Origin of the sequence: Sphingobacterium spiritivorum ATCC 33861, from assembly GCF_000143765.1 — a bacterium.
In the GTDB taxonomy this organism is placed as follows: domain Bacteria; phylum Bacteroidota; class Bacteroidia; order Sphingobacteriales; family Sphingobacteriaceae; genus Sphingobacterium; species Sphingobacterium spiritivorum.
Genome location: NZ_GL379770.1, coordinates 1167489 through 1184140, shown reverse-complemented (window position 1 = coordinate 1184140; position 16652 = coordinate 1167489). Strand labels below are relative to the sequence as shown.

11 protein-coding genes are annotated in these 16652 nt (G+C 42.9%); 5 read left to right on the top strand and 6 right to left on the bottom strand.

The window, feature by feature from the left end; translation table 11 throughout:
* Positions 1 to 67: 67 nt before the first annotated feature.
* Complete coding sequence (locus HMPREF0766_RS05125; protein ID WP_002994379.1) at positions 68 to 880, top strand: SMP-30/gluconolactonase/LRE family protein; 813 nt, start codon at positions 68 to 70, stop codon at positions 878 to 880.
* Positions 881 to 992: 112 nt separating this feature from the next.
* Here the strand turns inward: HMPREF0766_RS05125 and HMPREF0766_RS05120 are convergent, their stop codons facing one another.
* The 6 genes from HMPREF0766_RS05120 to HMPREF0766_RS05095 all read right to left on the bottom strand — a co-directional run bounded on the left by HMPREF0766_RS05120 (position 993) and on the right by HMPREF0766_RS05095 (position 11151).
* Positions 993 to 1628: a GntR family transcriptional regulator gene (locus HMPREF0766_RS05120; protein ID WP_002994377.1), complete on the bottom strand. Its 636-nt coding sequence runs from the start codon at positions 1626 to 1628 to the stop codon at positions 993 to 995.
* Between the two features lie 109 nt (positions 1629 to 1737).
* Positions 1738 to 4470, bottom strand: a complete 2733-nt coding sequence (locus HMPREF0766_RS05115; RefSeq protein ID WP_002994374.1) for a hypothetical protein — start codon at positions 4468 to 4470, stop codon at positions 1738 to 1740.
* 153 nt (positions 4471 to 4623) lie between these two features.
* Entirely contained in the window at positions 4624 to 5610 is a 987-nt protein-coding gene (locus HMPREF0766_RS05110; protein ID WP_002994370.1) for a DUF4466 family protein, read from the bottom strand.
* Positions 5611 to 5623: 13 nt separating this feature from the next.
* A complete protein-coding gene (locus HMPREF0766_RS05105) occupies positions 5624 to 6022 on the bottom strand; it encodes a hypothetical protein (protein WP_002994367.1) in 399 nt (132 codons plus the stop codon).
* Positions 6023 to 6116: 94 nt separating this feature from the next.
* Positions 6117 to 7952 (bottom strand): RagB/SusD family nutrient uptake outer membrane protein, encoded by a 1836-nt coding sequence (locus HMPREF0766_RS05100; protein ID WP_236590542.1) that lies wholly within the window; start codon positions 7950 to 7952, stop codon positions 6117 to 6119.
* Positions 7953 to 7965: 13 nt separating this feature from the next.
* Positions 7966 to 11151, bottom strand: coding sequence for a SusC/RagA family TonB-linked outer membrane protein (locus HMPREF0766_RS05095; RefSeq protein ID WP_002994364.1), 3186 nt, complete (start codon positions 11149 to 11151; stop codon positions 7966 to 7968).
* 612 nt (positions 11152 to 11763) lie between these two features.
* Here HMPREF0766_RS05095 and HMPREF0766_RS05090 point away from each other — a divergent pair.
* The 4 genes from HMPREF0766_RS05090 to HMPREF0766_RS05075 are packed head-to-tail and all read left to right on the top strand — an operon-like array spanning position 11764 to position 16587.
* Positions 11764 to 13272: a PQQ-dependent sugar dehydrogenase gene (locus HMPREF0766_RS05090; protein WP_002994359.1), complete on the top strand. Its 1509-nt coding sequence runs from the start codon at positions 11764 to 11766 to the stop codon at positions 13270 to 13272.
* Positions 13272 to 14504 carry an Nramp family divalent metal transporter gene (locus HMPREF0766_RS05085; RefSeq protein ID WP_002994358.1) on the top strand — a complete coding sequence of 411 codons (1233 nt, stop codon included), beginning with the start codon at positions 13272 to 13274 and terminating at the stop codon, positions 14502 to 14504. The genes HMPREF0766_RS05090 and HMPREF0766_RS05085 overlap by 1 nt, the downstream gene beginning before the upstream one ends.
* Before the next feature lie 5 nt (positions 14505 to 14509).
* Entirely contained in the window at positions 14510 to 15529 is a 1020-nt protein-coding gene (locus tag HMPREF0766_RS05080) for an NAD-dependent epimerase/dehydratase family protein (protein ID WP_002994357.1), read from the top strand.
* Positions 15529 to 16587, top strand: coding sequence for a dihydrodipicolinate synthase family protein (locus tag HMPREF0766_RS05075; protein ID WP_002994355.1), 1059 nt, complete (start codon positions 15529 to 15531; stop codon positions 16585 to 16587). The genes HMPREF0766_RS05080 and HMPREF0766_RS05075 overlap by 1 nt, the downstream gene beginning before the upstream one ends.
* Positions 16588 to 16652: the final 65 nt, after the last annotated feature.

Below are 16652 nucleotides of genomic sequence, written 5' to 3'. Positions count from 1 at the left end.
TATACTAAATTACATTATATTTGTATACAATTAAAATATATTTTTACTTTTTTATATTTGACCTGTTATGAACGACAATACCACCACTATCCTGTTGCATAACCTCTCCTTTCCGGAAGGTCCTGCATTTACTCCAAATGGAGATCTTTGGTTTGTAGAGCAGCAGCGGAATTGCCTGAGCCGATACCGGAACGATTCATTAGAGCGTTATGAAGTCGGTGGCAGACCTAATGGCATCGCTACGGATAACAACGGCCTGATCTGGTTTTGTGATTCGGAACGCAATCAGATACGAACATTCAACAGTCTGACCGGAGATATGGAAATAATCGTAAGTGAGGTCGAAGGCAATGCTTTAAACCTACCCAACGATCTGGCATTCGACAAATACGGCAACCTGCTGTTCACCTGTTCCGGAGACAGCCTCACTAAAGGTGACGGATATATATGTGCGCTGTCGCCAAAACAAAAATTAAAGGTATTCCGATCGGTCTCTTTTTACCCCAACGGACTGGCTTTCAATGCCGACTACAGCAAACTTTATATAGCAGAGACCGGCACTCACAATATCTGGACAGGCAACTGGGACAGCCAGAATATGGAATGGACTAATCCTGTCTGCTTCACCAATACCGGAGGCCCTGTTGGTCCTGACGGGATGGCATTTGATGAGGAAGGCAACTTATATATTGCTGTGTACGGATCGGGAACGGTACATCATTATGATTCTAAGGGACAATTGTCTGCAAAAATACCTGTCCCGGGAAACAATCCGACAAACTGCGCTTTCGACCCCATCGGGAGCCTGGGACTGGTTATTACAGAAGCAGAAAAGGGACTGCTGGTCAGTTATAAAACCGCATACAAAGGTATTTTATAAGGACTGCTGGTCAGGAGGATATTATTCTGGAAAAGGTTCGGGAAAATAAAAAAACCGGAAGATTTCTCTTCCGGCCGTCAGTCAGGTTATACAGATTAGTGAATTTAACAACTTAAAATTCAATAGATTCCTTCTCTCCTCTGTCAAGATGCTCCAGTAAAGTATCTATGGATTCTTTTAATTTACCCTCCTTCAGGTATTCCACGATTTTACGGTGTTCTACTTCAGTCTGTTTATAGTCATCCATATGGCTCAGAGCATTGCCCAGCTTCAGATGAAACAAAGGAATATTACTGTTATGATAGATATGCAACAAACGCTCATTGCCTGTAGATTCGATTATTTTCTCATGAAAACGCACATCTGCTTCACATGCCCCGCCATAATATCCTTTTTCTACCATGGAAGAAAAATCGTCACAAATGAGCTCCAGCTCTTTGATCACTGCTTTATCTCTTTTTGTAAACAAGATCTTGAGCGCACCGACTTCCAGAAGTTCACGCAGTTCGCGGATGTCCTTGATATCATCAGCTGTCATTTTTTTAACAAAACAACCGCCTTTTCCTCCAAACTCTACAAGCTGCTCTCCGGCTAAACGCATAAAAGCCTCACGGATAGCAACACGACTCACACTTAGTTTATCTGCCCAGAAACTCTCGATCAGTCTGGCACCGCCAACAAGCTGATTGGACAATATTTTTTTCCTGATCTCTAAATACGCCTTATAAGACAACGAGTCTTCCTTCATATTGTATACAATTTAATATCAAAAATAAGAATACATCTCGTATTTATTGCAATAATAAAATGCATCCCTGTAACTTACTAAAAAAATCAATGACAGCACAAACAATAAATTAATTATTATTCAACCCTGCTTCATCTGCTCCATATTTTCTTCCGGGAGCAAACCGCAATGCAGTTCCCTGAGATTCAAAACTGATAACATTCTTACCCGGATCAACCGGAATATTTTTATCAGAAACCTGCTGCCCGGATTGAATAGTCCAGAATCCTTCTTTCAGACCTGCCAGAATGATTTTGTATTTTTTATCTGCCGGAACTGTTAATTCAATCGGCTCACTGATCAGTTGTCCGCCTTTACTGATGCATACAATACGATCATCCAGCCTGATTAAATAATAACCTGCTTTTTCTTCATATTGAACAGGTAAGGGAGCGGATTGCCCTTCCACCATCTGAAAAACCGTCAGAAAACGATCTTCCCGATTTTCCTGTTGTGGTGTAACCATGATACGGTGTGCACGTGCCTCCGGCCAGTTTGATTTGACTTCATAATCATCTCCAAAGACCTGATTAGCTTTTTCCCCACTCAAAACAGTGACTACTCTTTGCTCAGACTTCGGCAACAACATATTGACATAAGTTTTCCCGGTATTTCCTTCCAGTTCACTATGCAATACCAGCTGTCCCTGCTCTTCTTTTGGTGCATTCAGTGTATTGATCTGCCAGTATTTTTTAAAGGCCGGATCATTTACTTTCATGTCATCCGTCAGAATAATAGCCGCAGGTACATCTTTACGGTTCAGATCGAGAAACAGAAAACCGCGGGTATAGCTACTCATTTTAGATGTATATGCGGCTGTCAGATCTATATTGTAATAACTAAAATCCGGCGACATGGGGTCGGCAGCTACAGCAGAAGAGCGTACGAAACCAACATTGTACCAGGGATCGGTCTTTGCCTCTGTCGCCGTTCTCGGAAAACGCTGGCTGAAACGCGTGCCCCCGTCATTAGTTTTTGTTCTGAACAATAGTTTTTCCTGAGGATCTAAAGCCAGCATCATACTGTGTGACACTGAACGTTTGTTAAAATTGAAATCATATGGCGATCCATAAGACAGATACAACCCGAGATCACCCACCTGTATCCCGTGATAGTAGATCTGCAATGCTCCGGCATCTGCATGCTGGTGATTTCCGAAATGATAACCTCCGCCTTTTATTTCAGCGACCACATCACTACTGCTGCGATCCATATTCCATCCTGTACGCGCAACCATAGCTCCCAACACCGGGCCAAAATCTTTTGTTTTAGGCAATTGATTCAGATTATAGTCCGGCTTAAGCAACGGATCGTTTAACAGCAGGAACAAAACCGGATTATCCGGCAATGCGCCTTGTTTGTAGAACTCGGCTTTGATCAGAGGATTGTGCGAATATGCATAGCAAAGCAACATAGTTTGGGGATTTTTCCAGTAAAAGTTACTACTGGAGGCATACTTGACATTGAACATATCGCCGTCCCGTAACATTTTACCATCCGGCGTACGCATATAAAGCCAGTAGTAAGGCATGTTTTTGATATTTTCATCAAAAACCTCCTGACCTGTCATCCTGTAATAGAACCATACCGCATGCATTTCCCAACCGAAACGATAGCCACCGTAATCTATCCCCTGATTGTGCCGCGGAGACTGATACTCAAATTTACGCATAGGAACCAATTGTTCTAATACGGTATACGACACATATTGATAAGGCAACGGATCTTCATCATATACTGCTATACTCATAGCTAACAGGTCTCTGCATATCTGTGCCTCATTGCCATGCCCGTTGATAATGCTTTCCTGACCATAGAACGGAGGCCAGCCGATTTCCATATCATCCGCCAGCCGGTACATATGCCGACGGATATGCGCCCGCTGTTCCGCTGTCATCAGATCATAGCACCAGTCGTACACGACTGCTGAGGTGTAGATTGCACGTCCGATCTCCCGGGTAATATCCCCGTAGGTAATGTTTCCGAATTCCAGAACTGACAGGTAATCTGAAACCAGATGCACAGCCTCTTTTCCAACCGATTTGTCTCCTGACATCAGATAATAAAAAGCTTTTATCTCTATATTTTTTTCCAGCACTTCATTATAAAACTGTTCCTCTGCCGGATTGATATGGAAGGTAAATGCGGCAGTAGCTGCCGATTTTACTTTCTCCCATTCAGGTCTGTTTTCTTCACTGCTCAATCTGTTTTTGATCGTCACCAGACTTTCTTCATTGACCCAGATACGCGGTCTGCTTTTGGGAGGTACAATAGCTGGCTTATAATGAAGAGCCTCCTGTGGTACCTGAGGAGCTTCAAAACTCCGGATTTTAATCGTCTGGAACCTGATATTTCCGGGCAACCACATCTTTATCTGATGTTGCCCCTTTTTCAGTTGAAACTTCCCGAGCACCTGCCGTCCTCCCATGTGTGCATCAAACAGGATACGGCTTGTAGGCCGCTCTTCATCGATCTGCAATTTAACATTCTGCGTCATGCGCCCCGTCTTATCTTCTTTTTTCAAAGCCTCCGCATCCGATGGTTCAACTACAGTTTCCAGGGTATATTTACCATCAGCAGGAACATACACATCGAATATTATATCATATTTATAATCAAATTTTTGTACTACTTTACTAATGTTATTCTTTAATACTATATAACCTTCTGACGACTTATTTCCTTTGGATTTTGCCACAGTATGCGCATTGATCCCGGCATCAGAAGCATGGTATATTTTTTCGTATACAGACACAGGAGAGAGTTGTGCATGTACGGATACAACAGACACTGCTATCACCATGAACAATGTTATTAAAAAAGGGATACGGCAATATTTATTCTTTAAGGATCTTTGGCTGTACATATTCTACTTGTTGAAACAAATTAATAAACCGGATTTCCTTTCTACGAAAAAGAAATCCGGAATAAACAATCTAAAACAATTATACTGAAATTAGTTCATTGCTAATCTTTTCATACTGATTTTCAATTCTTTTGTAGCATCAGTTGAACTATTGATATACACATATGCTCTATACTTCTTATCCGCTGTCTCTACCCACAGTCCGCCTTCATTCCGCACATTGACAGCGAAATCAGGGGCATCCGCAAAGTCTTTCTGCATCAGATCCAGATCATCCACGAATACACCGTACTGCAGACGCGCCAGCTGCTGATCACGTACTGTCCATGCTTTGATCAGCTTTGTGTTATTTTTTACTCCTGCAGGCAGCGTTACTCCCGGTAAATAGATAGCATTAGCAGACGGGGCTACTACAGCATGCTTAAAATCTATATTTGGAATAACACGATACAGGTATACCAAATCGATTTTATCAGGATTCTGAGCCGCAAATGCAGCATCATATACCGCCATATCGGCAATCGAGATATAGCAGGCCTGTGCATCCTTAGCGACCAGATCAAGTTTCATATCCATTTTACGGATATCATACGGACCAAGATTATAGGTAACCGTCTGTCCGTTGCTTGCTTTTGCAGAAAACTTAAAGGAAACGGTCTTTCCGCGCGCTTCTTCCGGTATTTTATAATAGTACCGTAATGTAGCTGCACTTGTATCTCTTGAAAAATTAACTGTAGTGGTCGTACTGCTGGTGACGGAAGGGTCTCCGATCTGCACACCTACATCTACCCCCGAATTATTCGTGTAATATGACTTATTGTCCAGATATGTACCGCTGGCTCCGGCAATGGATGCTTCCACTGTAGCCGAGACGATCTTACCTTCTGTGGGCAATAACGCCATCGCATAGGCGAATTCAATATTTGTCCCAACGACATTAGGACCCATGGATCGTTTGATCACATCGTTATGCAATCCGGATTCCGCTTCAGGAATCTGATAGGAATTTTCTTTACATGCCGTTACAAACAGCGTAAGCATGCTAACGATTCCGATATAACTTATTAATTTCTTCATCTTTATCAGTTTTTTACTGTTTAACAGTCAGTGTAACGGTATATTCTTTTCTCACCTTACGGTTGCCTGATACCACTGTCCATTTGCGTGGAGTGCTCAGGTTAGAAAAATCCTCTTTACCGACGATTTTAGGATCTAATAAGGCATCTGCCACTAAGCTAAACTGCGGGTAAAGGTTGCGGAGATCGGTACCGAACATCACTTCTACTTTTATGGTCTGCGCTACGGTATCGATAACTGCAGCTTTGGTACGTACAGTTTGAAAATCAGCACCCAGCAATTCAAAATTGCTGACGTAACATTCTGCCCGATTCGTGATCAGCAGCCCGTCACTATCCATAGGATAGTCTTTTTGACAGCCTGCCATCGAGATGCACAATGTCAATAAAAGGCCTTTTATAATATTTTTCATCTGTATATAATTTATTTTTTAATGTGGATGAAACTATCAGATCTTTCATTTGAATCATTCTGATGATTTCATATTGATATCGATTAATATATAATTATCTCCAGGGAATATTCTGCGTCAGACGGCTGTTGCGGTCACGTTCGGTCTCCGGGATCTGGTAAATATAACAACGTTGGTAGGTCAGCTCCGGCTCATTAAAGAAAAAGCGCTCCCAATTGTTGCCATAGGTATCCTGAAACCATTTTCCATTGCCATATGCTGCTCCGAAGACTTTCTCTATGGTTCTCCATCGTCTCAGGTCGAATGCGCGCTGACCTTCACCAAACAACTCCACAATACGCTCCTGCTCTATTGCATCAAAGAATGCTTGCTTAGAACTTGTTTTTGTACTGGACAAAGCCGGCAGATTACCGCGACGACGTACTCTGTTTACCAGGTCTATTGCATCAGCCTGTGGTCCGCCTACCTCATTTGTAGCCTCCGCATACATGAGGAATACGTCAGCCAGACGCATCATCGGCCAGTTGTAGTCTCCCGAACTTCTGTTTTGACCGCCATAATTACGCACAAACTTACGTGTCTCTATACCGGACAGATTGGTGCCGTTATCATTGAAGGAAGTATAGCGTACACCATCAATAGTGACTGCTGCCCCCCAGGTCTTGTAGATAAAAGGAACATAGCCTGTCAGTTCAGTCGTACCCATTCCCATGATTTTCTCATAATCCCAAAGCAAAGTCGCTTTCATACGATAATCCCGGTTACGGTAAGATTCCGGATTAATAGCCGAATTAGGCATCGTACGTGCACCCGCTACTGTTGGGGCAACCTGTATCATGGGTGGCAGAAAATCTCCCGTAATGGTCGACTGGTAGCGATTAGCAATCTCATAACGGGCTACCACCTGATTCTGAGACAAACCTACAGACACGCCGGTCCACACACGCATATACTCTTCACTCTGACCTGTACCGTTTCCGCCGTGTGTCAATACCATGATCATCTCTCCGTCGGTATTCGGGTTTCCTGTAGACGGGATGAACATGTAGTAATAGTTTGGCAGTACATCAGCTTTGCCCATTTCTCCCCATTCACCCGGTTCTCCATTCCGGAACAACCGCAATCCATAGTCGTTGATAACCTTTTTAAAATCCTCTGCAGCACCGCGGTATGCTTCCTGAGCTACAGCTGCGGAGGGCGTAAAACGTTCCAGTTCCGGCCAGCCATTTTTATTCCAGGAAGCCCAGAATAACTGCAGTTTACCACGGAAAGCTAATGCAGCAGGTTTGGCTGCACGACCTATTGTCGCACCTTTCACTGGAAGTTTATCATATGCATAAGTAAAATCAGCCATAATGGAATCTTTGATCCGTGCGATAGGCATCCGTGATGCCGTATCCGCTTCTATAGGATCACGCAGGATATGTGAAAAATACGGCACATCTCCCCAAAGTGAAATCAATCTGAAATAAGCGATACCTCGTAACAGTTTCGCTTCTCCGGCTATTGCTTCCAGATTTTTAAGCGAAGTCTCTGTCTTTGCATTCGGCAGCATCAGCTTATTGATATTCTCGATCACATAATTTGAATGTGTAATCGAACCATATAATGCACGGTATAATGCTGAAGCACCACCGCCATAGTTGCTGGGGCTGTTCACCGTCATTGCAATCGGCGCAGCTCCTACATTCCATACCTTCAGAAAATCGCCATGTCCGTCAAAATGATAATCCCTATCAAAGCAGGGGCGAAAAACAGCGTAATTCCCCATAAGGGCGCTCAATGCATCATCTTCACTTGCCCAAAATGTCTGTGTGCTGGGCGCTGTCGTAGGCACCTGATTCAGCAGATCCTTGCGGCATGATGACAATCCTGTCACAGTTGCTATTATAACACTAAAAACAACTGTTATATTTAATTTCGTTCTCATCCTTATAAATCTCTTATAGTTCCACATTCAGTCCTAATACAAAAGTTTTGGTAATGGGATATGCATCATTTGCATACGAACTTTTCTCCGGATCCAATCCTTTGAAACTCGTAATTACAGCCAGATTATCAGCGGATCCGTATACCCTTAGTTTATTGACTCCCAGACGTTTTACCATCCCGTTACTAAAGGTATAACCCAGTTGTATATTCTTGACACGCAGATAAGACAGATCCTGTAACCAATGCGTACTCAGGTAATTGCTGGTACTTGTAGATCCCAGTGTACTTGGCAACAATCTCGGATAGTCAGCATCTCTGTTATCCAGATTCCAGGTATTATTCCACTGATCCTCGGTGATAGCCTGATTAGTGGTACCGATAAACGGACTATTAATTCTGTTCATCCAGAATTCTTTACGTCCTGTCGCTCCCTGAAGCAGGAAGGCGAAATCAAATCCTTTCCAGCTTGCACTTCCTCTCAACGCATAGTTGGTACTTGGTCTTCCTAATTGCGATTTAGGGTAAGCTACACGGTCATTGATATCGATCTTACCGTCTCCGTTTACGTCCTTGATCAGCACATCTCCCGGAGAAGCTCCCTGAGGAGCAGCTTTATAAACATCTTCCCAGGTCTGCGCGATACCCAGAGACTCAAAGGCATACACAAAATTATAAGGCATATCCAGGAAAGTAGAACCTTTGGGCAGTTGTTCATTCCAGGACAGCAGGCGGTTTGAATTTTTAGAAAAATTGAAATTGACCATGTATTGGAAATCTTGCTTACGATCTGTCCATGTCAGATTGGATTCTACACCCCTGTTGCGCATATCTCCGATATTTCTTCTTGGAGCGATGTATGCACCACTCAGGTGAATGGAAACATCCGAAGGGCGATTCATTCCTTTAGTCAGACGATCATAATAATCTACTTCCCAGGATAGTCTGTTATTGAAGAAAACAAGGTCCATCCCCAGATTCAGCACATTTGTACGTTCCCAGGTCAGGTTATAGTTGATAAATTTCTTATTCGTAAGACCGATAACAGGTACTCCGCCAGAAATATAGTTACTTGCTGTCAGCAATTCCTGCTGTTCATATCTACCCACACCACTGTTATTACCTAATGCACCATATGAAGCACGTAACTTACCTGTGCTCAACGCAATTTTAGATTTCAGATCCGAGAAGAAACTTTCTTCTGTAAAACGCCATCCTGCAGATGCCGAAGGGAAAAAGCCATACTGATCTCCTTTGAGGAATTTAGAAGATCCGTCTACACGGAAATTTGTTTCCAACAGGTATTTGTTGAAGGCAATATAGCCTATACGACCTATATAGGAACGCAAACCTTCATTATCGGAAGAACCTCCTGTAGTCTGCACATTATTCAATGCGCCGTCAATTTCATGCAACAGCGGATTCAGACGATCCCCCCTGCTGGCAGAGAGATATCTGTCACTCCAGAATTCCTCACTGTAAGCCCCCATAACAGAAAGATCATGATCACCGAATTTGCGCTCATAGTTTAGTCTTCCTGTTAATTGGGTTTTATAACCTTCTCTGTCTACATTATAAATAGGTTCATTATTTCCCACATAGATTCGTGGCCCCCAGTCGTCCAACTGGAAATTATATGCACGTGTAGGCAGATCTGCACGCCAGTCAAATCTGTTGTTATATTTTAAAGAATAGTCTACATGAGCGGTAAATCCCTGAAAAGGTTTCCAGTCCAGGTATCCATTCAGATAAGCTTCTTTCTGATTCATGGTATTCCTGTTGCGGACCAGATAATCCGCGTAAGGATTGGTAGACTGCGAACTTTCATTGTAAGCCATAGCACCACCATAATAGCCGGTCACAGGGTCAAAAGGCAGAATACCCGCAGGTGCGGTAAAGATATCCAGACCATTCGGACTATTTGCGGTCATCCCCTCCTCGTAGTTGTAATGATATTTGGACCAGTTACCTGAAAATTTAACACCGGTATTAATGGTATTAGTCACCTTCAGATCAAAGTTGAATGCCGCATTGTAGCGTTTGAAATCATTCTCGATCTGAATACCTTTTTCATCCAGCGCCCCGAAAGAGACATAGTAGTTTGAATTTTCACCTCCGCCGTTTACCGATACATTATAGGTATTGGATTTTCCGTCGCGAAGGATCACATCCCACCAGTCGGTATTCGGATAGCGCTTAGGATCGATCATACTCAATGCCAGCCATTGATCTATAGTTCCGTTTTTGAACTGAAAGTTACCCGGCAAGGTCGTGGCAGCCTGCGCACGCTGCGTGGCTGTCAATGCCTTTGCGTAATTACTCAAAAATTCAAAACTCTGTGTTGGTTTTACCAGGGTCCAGCTTCCTGAAGCGCTTATTTTAGGTTTAGCATTTCGATTTCCGGTCTTTGTTGTAATCAGAATAACCCCGTTTGCTGCCCGGGAACCATACACAGAGGCTGAAGCAGCATCTTTCAATACCGACACACTTTCCACGTCATTGATATTAATCCGGTTGAGACTGACGTCCGGCATTCCGTCTACGACGATCAATGGTCCGGCATTATTGACTGTTCCCAATCCGCGAATCATCAGATCTGCGGCATTATTTCCTGCCATACCTGAGTTTTGGCTTACGGCCAATCCGGGAAGTAAGCCCTGTAAAGCAGAAGAAACATTAGACATCGATCTGCTGGTTACGGCTTCATCGATCTTCACCGAAGCCACAGAACCGGTCAGGTTGACTTTCTTCTGTGTTCCGTATCCGACAACGACCACTTCATCAAGTTCTTCCAGTGAAGTCTGCAGTGTCACGGAGGCCGCATCTTTGGCGTCCTTTACTTGAGACAGAAAACCGATAAGTCTGAACTGCAACTTGTCAGATGGTGCTGCAACGATGCTGAAACTACCGTCTGCCTGTGTCAGTGCAACTACATTACTGGTCAGATTTCTGACTTCTACACTCCCCAGTCCGTTTCCATTGCCATCTATTACCTTTCCTTTGACTGTTGTCTGTTGAAAAGAAGTAGCATACACCTGTATACGACCGGTCATACCTCTAGCATGCGGATCTTTAACAGGATGTGTCCCCGTAGCAAAAGTAATAGAAGGGCTGAGTGCCAGAAGTTGAATAACTGGAATGATAAAAAGATGGTTTTTTGTTTTACCAAAAAGCCTGTTCCGGTTAATGTTTGTTTTCATTATTTATCATGGTTTATAATTGTAAACATTTTGAAAATTTACTGGACCCGTCATCCAGACTGATAAAAGCTGATCATTTTATCTTGACAATAAGGTAATTATCTAGTGATCATAGGCCTCCTTTCCATAGGTAATTCTCGGTTTATCCATTTTCAGGTAACGTTTTTACTTTTTTCTCTTAATTGATCATCTCCTTATCTTTTAACCGGAGTTAAACAGACAGTAAGGAATGGTATGAGATAAAAAAGTACTGTTAAATACTATCGGTTCTCCATAATTTAGGATATAAGTCTATCCTTTCATAAACATTATCACAACAATAATGTATACAATTATATCAATAATTTGTAAACAACAAAAATTATTTATTTATTTTTTTCATTCCGGAAGAATCAAACCCGGAGTCCATCTACAGGAAGAAATCAAATCGCATATTTTTGTTTTGCCGCACTAAAGCAATTGTAACATCATATTTAATATTGTAAACAAATAAAGTTTAAAATTGTATACAATATTATTTGATTTTCTCAGATTAATATTTACATTTGACTCAACAATTGAGGCTTTATCTTTTACCTGAGGATAGATGCCTGTAAACCTGAAATTTGACACATGCTTAGATTTAACACTTTTATTATAGTTGCTGTTATTGTGTTTATGGCATCCTGTGGGCCTAAAAAACTACCTGAAAATGCCGAATTTGTACAATTGCAGCAGACAGTACTGTCCCTGACACCGGAAGCAGACAGCCTGGATGTCCCGTGGGATTTACAATATGATCAGGCAGCACATGCGATTATATTTTCGGAAATAGCCGGAAAAATCAAAAAACTGGATCTTAAAACATCAAAAGTTGAAAACCTGATTACTATCCCGGAAGTATATCATCAACGTACACTGGGATTACTGGGTATGGCTTTATTTCAGGAAAAAGATTCGCCTTCTTATCTGTATCTTTCATACACGTCCAAATCCAGCGACAGCATCTTTTCAAATCTGGTGCGCTATGATTACAGTACCACGAGCAAATTAAGTAATCCAAAGACACTGCTCAAAATCCCCGGAAATACTGGACATAATGGCTCCCGCATAATTGTTACGCATGATCAGAAAATAATCTGGGCTACCGGTGATGCAGCCAGCGATACGTATGCACAAGACAGCACCTCTCTCAACGGTAAAATCCTGCGACTCAATCCGGACGGGTCTATCCCGAAAGACAATCCGATCCCGGGAAGCTACGTCTATGCATGGGGATTCAGAAATATGCAGGGACTGACACAGTCTCCCACCGGAAATATCTATACATCAGAACACGGAGATGCCATAGAAGATGAAATAAACCTCATACGACCACTGCATAACTATGGCTGGCCACAAATAGAAGGTATGCACGATACGGAAACGGAAAAAGCTATTGCTAAAAAATCTCCACGTACGGAGCCTATCCGTTCATGGACACCAGTCATCGCTCCGGCAGGGCTGGCTTACTATAGTAACGATGCTATCCCGGAATGGAAAAATACATTACTGTTAACAACCTTAAAAAGTCAATCGTTACGTATTCTGAAGCTCTCGGATGACGGCAGCCGGATTGTAGATGAAGATATAGTATTTGCAGATAAGCTGGGCAGACTAAGGTCGGTAATGGTGCTGCCGGATGGTGATATATACTTTTGCAGCAGCAACAGGGACTGGAATCCGCAAAAGGGATTTCCGAAACCGGCCGATGATGTGATCTATAAATTAAGTAAAACGGATGTACGTCCCGTAAAAACGATCAAACCGACAAAGCCTGTTGCCCAGACGACCAAAAGTGGTCAGGAGTTGTATAAAGCCTATTGTGCTTCCTGCCACAAGGATGACGGCAGCGGAGTACCGTCCTCCTTTCCGCCGCTGAAACAATCGGCCCTTGTCAACGGAGCTCCTGAACCGCTGATCCATATTCTGTTAAAAGGATTGACGAACCAGAAGACAGGCAAAGTACAATATGAAGGCGCAATGCCTGCCTTCTCATTTCTCAGGGATGAGGAGATTGCATCGATTGCAACTTATATCCGCAGCAATTTTAACAACCAGGCAAGTGCCATCTCTGCTACCCAAGTAAAATCTAACCGATAATGTCAACACAACCTACAAACACTCCGAAGACTAAAATAAACTGGCTTTCTGTACTCGGTCCCGGTATTATTACCGCAGCACTGGTATTTGGTCCGAGTAAAATGACCATTACTTCTAAAATGGGGGCCGATTATGGCTACGACCTGCTATGGGTCATTATTCTCGCCATTTTTTTTATGATGGTATTCACCACAATGGCTGCAAGGATAGGTGCACAGAACAGTGAATCTCTGCTTACCCTGATAAAAAACAAATTCGGGAAGCCTGTAGCTATATTCATTGGCCTGGGAATATTTCTGGTCGCTATATCGTTTCAATCAGGCAATTCTACCGGAGTAGCAATATCAGTAGGTGAAGCTACAGGATCCAATCCGAAGATCTGGATAGTGGTATTTAATGTTCTCGGAATCCTGTTATTATTCTTTCGATCTTTTTATAAAGTATTGGAAAAGCTTATGTTGGTATTGATTATTATCATGCTGTTTTCATTTCTTACCACTGCCATACTGGTACAGCCTAACCTGATTGACATGAGCAAAGGGATTATCCCAGGTATACCGGATGGCTCGATGGTACTCATTATTGCATTTATAGCATCCTGTTTTTCACTTGTAGGAGCTTTTTACCAATCCTATCTGGTACAGGAACGTAAAAAAATGGGCGGTTCCGATCAGCAAAACGGCACAGAAATGCTTGGAAGCCGGGTCGGAATTATAATTCTGGGTATCATGAGTACAGGTGTACTGGTATGTGCAGCGAATATCCTGCATCCGCAAGGAATCAAAGTTAACTCAGCGACAGAAATGGGGAAAGCTCTGGAACCCTTATTCGGAGACTATGCTTCACAGCTTTTCTATATAGGCCTGTTCGGAGCTTCCTTTTCATCCCTGATCGGGAATGCCGTGCTGGGTGGTTCTCTGCTAGGCGATACTTTCGGATACGGCAACAATCTGAACAATAAAATGGTGAAATTATTTATCTCCATTGTTATGATTTTCGGATCCATTATCGCTCTGGCATTTGGCAAACTTCCTCTGGAGCTGATTGTCTTTGCGCAGAGCATTACCACCTTACTCGTTCCGTTTATCGGTTTCACTTTATATCTGATAGGAAATGATAAAACGCTCATGAAGGAACGCGTTAACTCAACATCAACCAAAATATGGGGTGCTTTGGGCCTGATCCTGATTATAGGGCTGGCTGTAAGTAACCTGATCACTTTAATAAAATAAAGCATATGAACAGAGACTTAGTACAATTAGAAGAAGAAATCCTGGCTCCTTCTGCAGCACTTATTGCAGATATCAAACGTATAGAAGGTGATATTATGCTCCTCGGCATAGGAGGCAAAATGGGACCAAGCATGGGCAGACTCGCCGTGCGTGCCATTCGGGAAGCCGGATTATCAAAAAGAGTGATTGGGGTTTCCAGATTCTCGGATAACAAAGTTAAATCAGAATTAGAGGCTTATGGTATCGAAACGATATCCTGTGACCTGCTCAATCAGGAAGAGTTACAGCAACTCCCTCAGGTACCTAATATTATTTATCTCGCCGGACATAAATTCGGCACAACAGGAAATGAAGATTTTACATGGGCGATGAATACTTATCTGCCGGGCATGGTTGCTCAGCATTTCAGGAACTCCAAAATTGTAGCCTTTTCTTCCGGAAATGTACTTCCCTTTGTCCCTGTTACATCAGGAGGCGTATCGGAAGAATCTTCACCGGAACCTGTAGGAGAATATGCTCAATCCTGCCTAGGGCGGGAGCGGATTTTCCAGTATTTTTCCAAAAAGAATCAAACAGAAGTATTGATCTACAGACTCAACTATGCGGTAGACTTTCGTTATGGAGTATTGGTAGAAATTGCCAAAGCAGTACTTCAGGATAAACCTATTGACCTGCGGACTGAAAATGTAAATGTAATCTGGCAGGGAGATGCCAATGAAATTGCTTTGCGCTCCTTACTGCATTGCGAGGCTCCGGCAAAAATGCTCAATGTCACCGGTCCGGAAACGTTATCTACACGTTGGGTTGCAGAACGATTTGCAGCGATATTTGGTAAAACAGCACATTTTGAACACGAGCCGGCCGGTACAGCTCTTCTCAACAATGCTTCCGAATGTCACCGTCTGTTTGGTTATCCGAGAGTTACTATCCGCGAAGCCATCGATATTACAGCCAGATGGCTTACAGAAGGAGGCGATCTATTCAATAAGGACACCCATTTTCAGGAGAGAGGAGGAAAATTCTAATGAAAAAATTAGATCCTGCTTTAAAACAACTTTTACACGAAGGCACTGTCATTCCGGCACATCCGCTGGCCCTGCATGAAGATCGCAGTATCGATGAAGAAGGTCAGCGCCTGTTATCCAGGTACTATATGGCAAGTGGTGCCGGAGGTATCGCAGTGGCTGTACATTCGACTCAGTTTGAAATTCGCGATCCGAAGATCAATCTCTTCGAAACAGTGTTACAGTGGGCAGCGGAAGAAGTGCAGAATGCAAACTTAGATCGTCCCTTTATTAAAGTAGCCGGTATCTGCGGACCTACAGAACAAGCCGTACGGGAAGCAGAAACTGCCGTACGATACAACTATGACATCGGACTACTGAGTATGGGCGGATTGCAGGACTGGACGGAAGAACAGATTCTGGAACGGGTACGCAAAGTCGCTGAAATCATGCCTGTATTCGGATTTTATCTCCAGCCATCCGTAGGCGGAAGAATATTTTCCTATGCATTCTGGCAGGCATTCGTAGAGATTGACAATGTAGAAGCCATCAAATGTGCCTCATTCAACCGTTATCAGACGTTGGATGTAATGCGGGCACTGGCCAATTCATCCCGAAGAAATGACATCGCGATGTATACCGGCAACGACGACAATATTATTGCCGATCTGCTGTCTACTTACCGGTTTCCCGTAAATGGGGAATCTGTAGAAATCAACTTTAAAGGCGGTCTGCTTGGACACTGGGCTGTATGGACACAGAAGGCTGTAGCACTGATGCAAGAAATAAAGGAATACCGTAAACACAAAACCGATGAGAAAGCAGACGAATTACTATCCCGAAACATAGAAGTAACCGATGCTAATGCCGCATTTTTTGACCCTGCACACCACTTTCATGGATGTATCCCCGGCATTCATGAAGTATTGAGACGACAAGGCCTGATGAAAGGTATATGGTGCCTCAATCCAAATGAAAAACTGTCCCCCGGACAAAAAGAAGAAATTGACAGGATATATAGAGAGTATCCGCATCTGAATGATGATGTATTCGTTCAGGAGTTTTTAAAGAAAAATTAAATAAGAGAAGGTGACCAAAAGGTCACCTTCTCTTATTTATATCAGGAGCCTGATCTGATTTACAG

Excerpts from the sequence above, each read along its gene's own strand:
- HMPREF0766_RS05090 (WP_002994359.1), top strand. The coding sequence starts at position 11,764 with ATGCTTAGATTTAACACTTTTATTATAGTTGCTGTTATTGTGTTTATG.
- HMPREF0766_RS05075 (WP_002994355.1), top strand. The coding sequence starts at position 15,529 with ATGAAAAAATTAGATCCTGCTTTAAAACAACTTTTACACGAAGGCACT.
- HMPREF0766_RS05105 (WP_002994367.1), bottom strand. The coding sequence starts at position 6,022 with ATGAAAAATATTATAAAAGGCCTTTTATTGACATTGTGCATCTCGATG.
- HMPREF0766_RS05085 (WP_002994358.1), top strand. The coding sequence starts at position 13,272 with ATGTCAACACAACCTACAAACACTCCGAAGACTAAAATAAACTGGCTT.
- HMPREF0766_RS05100 (WP_236590542.1), bottom strand. The coding sequence starts at position 7,952 with ATGAGAACGAAATTAAATATAACAGTTGTTTTTAGTGTTATAATAGCA.
- HMPREF0766_RS05120 (WP_002994377.1), bottom strand. The coding sequence starts at position 1,628 with ATGAAGGAAGACTCGTTGTCTTATAAGGCGTATTTAGAGATCAGGAAA.
- HMPREF0766_RS05095 (WP_002994364.1), bottom strand. The coding sequence starts at position 11,151 with ATGAAAACAAACATTAACCGGAACAGGCTTTTTGGTAAAACAAAAAAC.
- HMPREF0766_RS05110 (WP_002994370.1), bottom strand. The coding sequence starts at position 5,610 with ATGAAGAAATTAATAAGTTATATCGGAATCGTTAGCATGCTTACGCTG.
- HMPREF0766_RS05125 (WP_002994379.1), top strand. The coding sequence starts at position 68 with ATGAACGACAATACCACCACTATCCTGTTGCATAACCTCTCCTTTCCG.
- HMPREF0766_RS05115 (WP_002994374.1), bottom strand. The coding sequence starts at position 4,470 with ATGGTGATAGCAGTGTCTGTTGTATCCGTACATGCACAACTCTCTCCT.
- HMPREF0766_RS05080 (WP_002994357.1), top strand. The coding sequence starts at position 14,510 with ATGAACAGAGACTTAGTACAATTAGAAGAAGAAATCCTGGCTCCTTCT.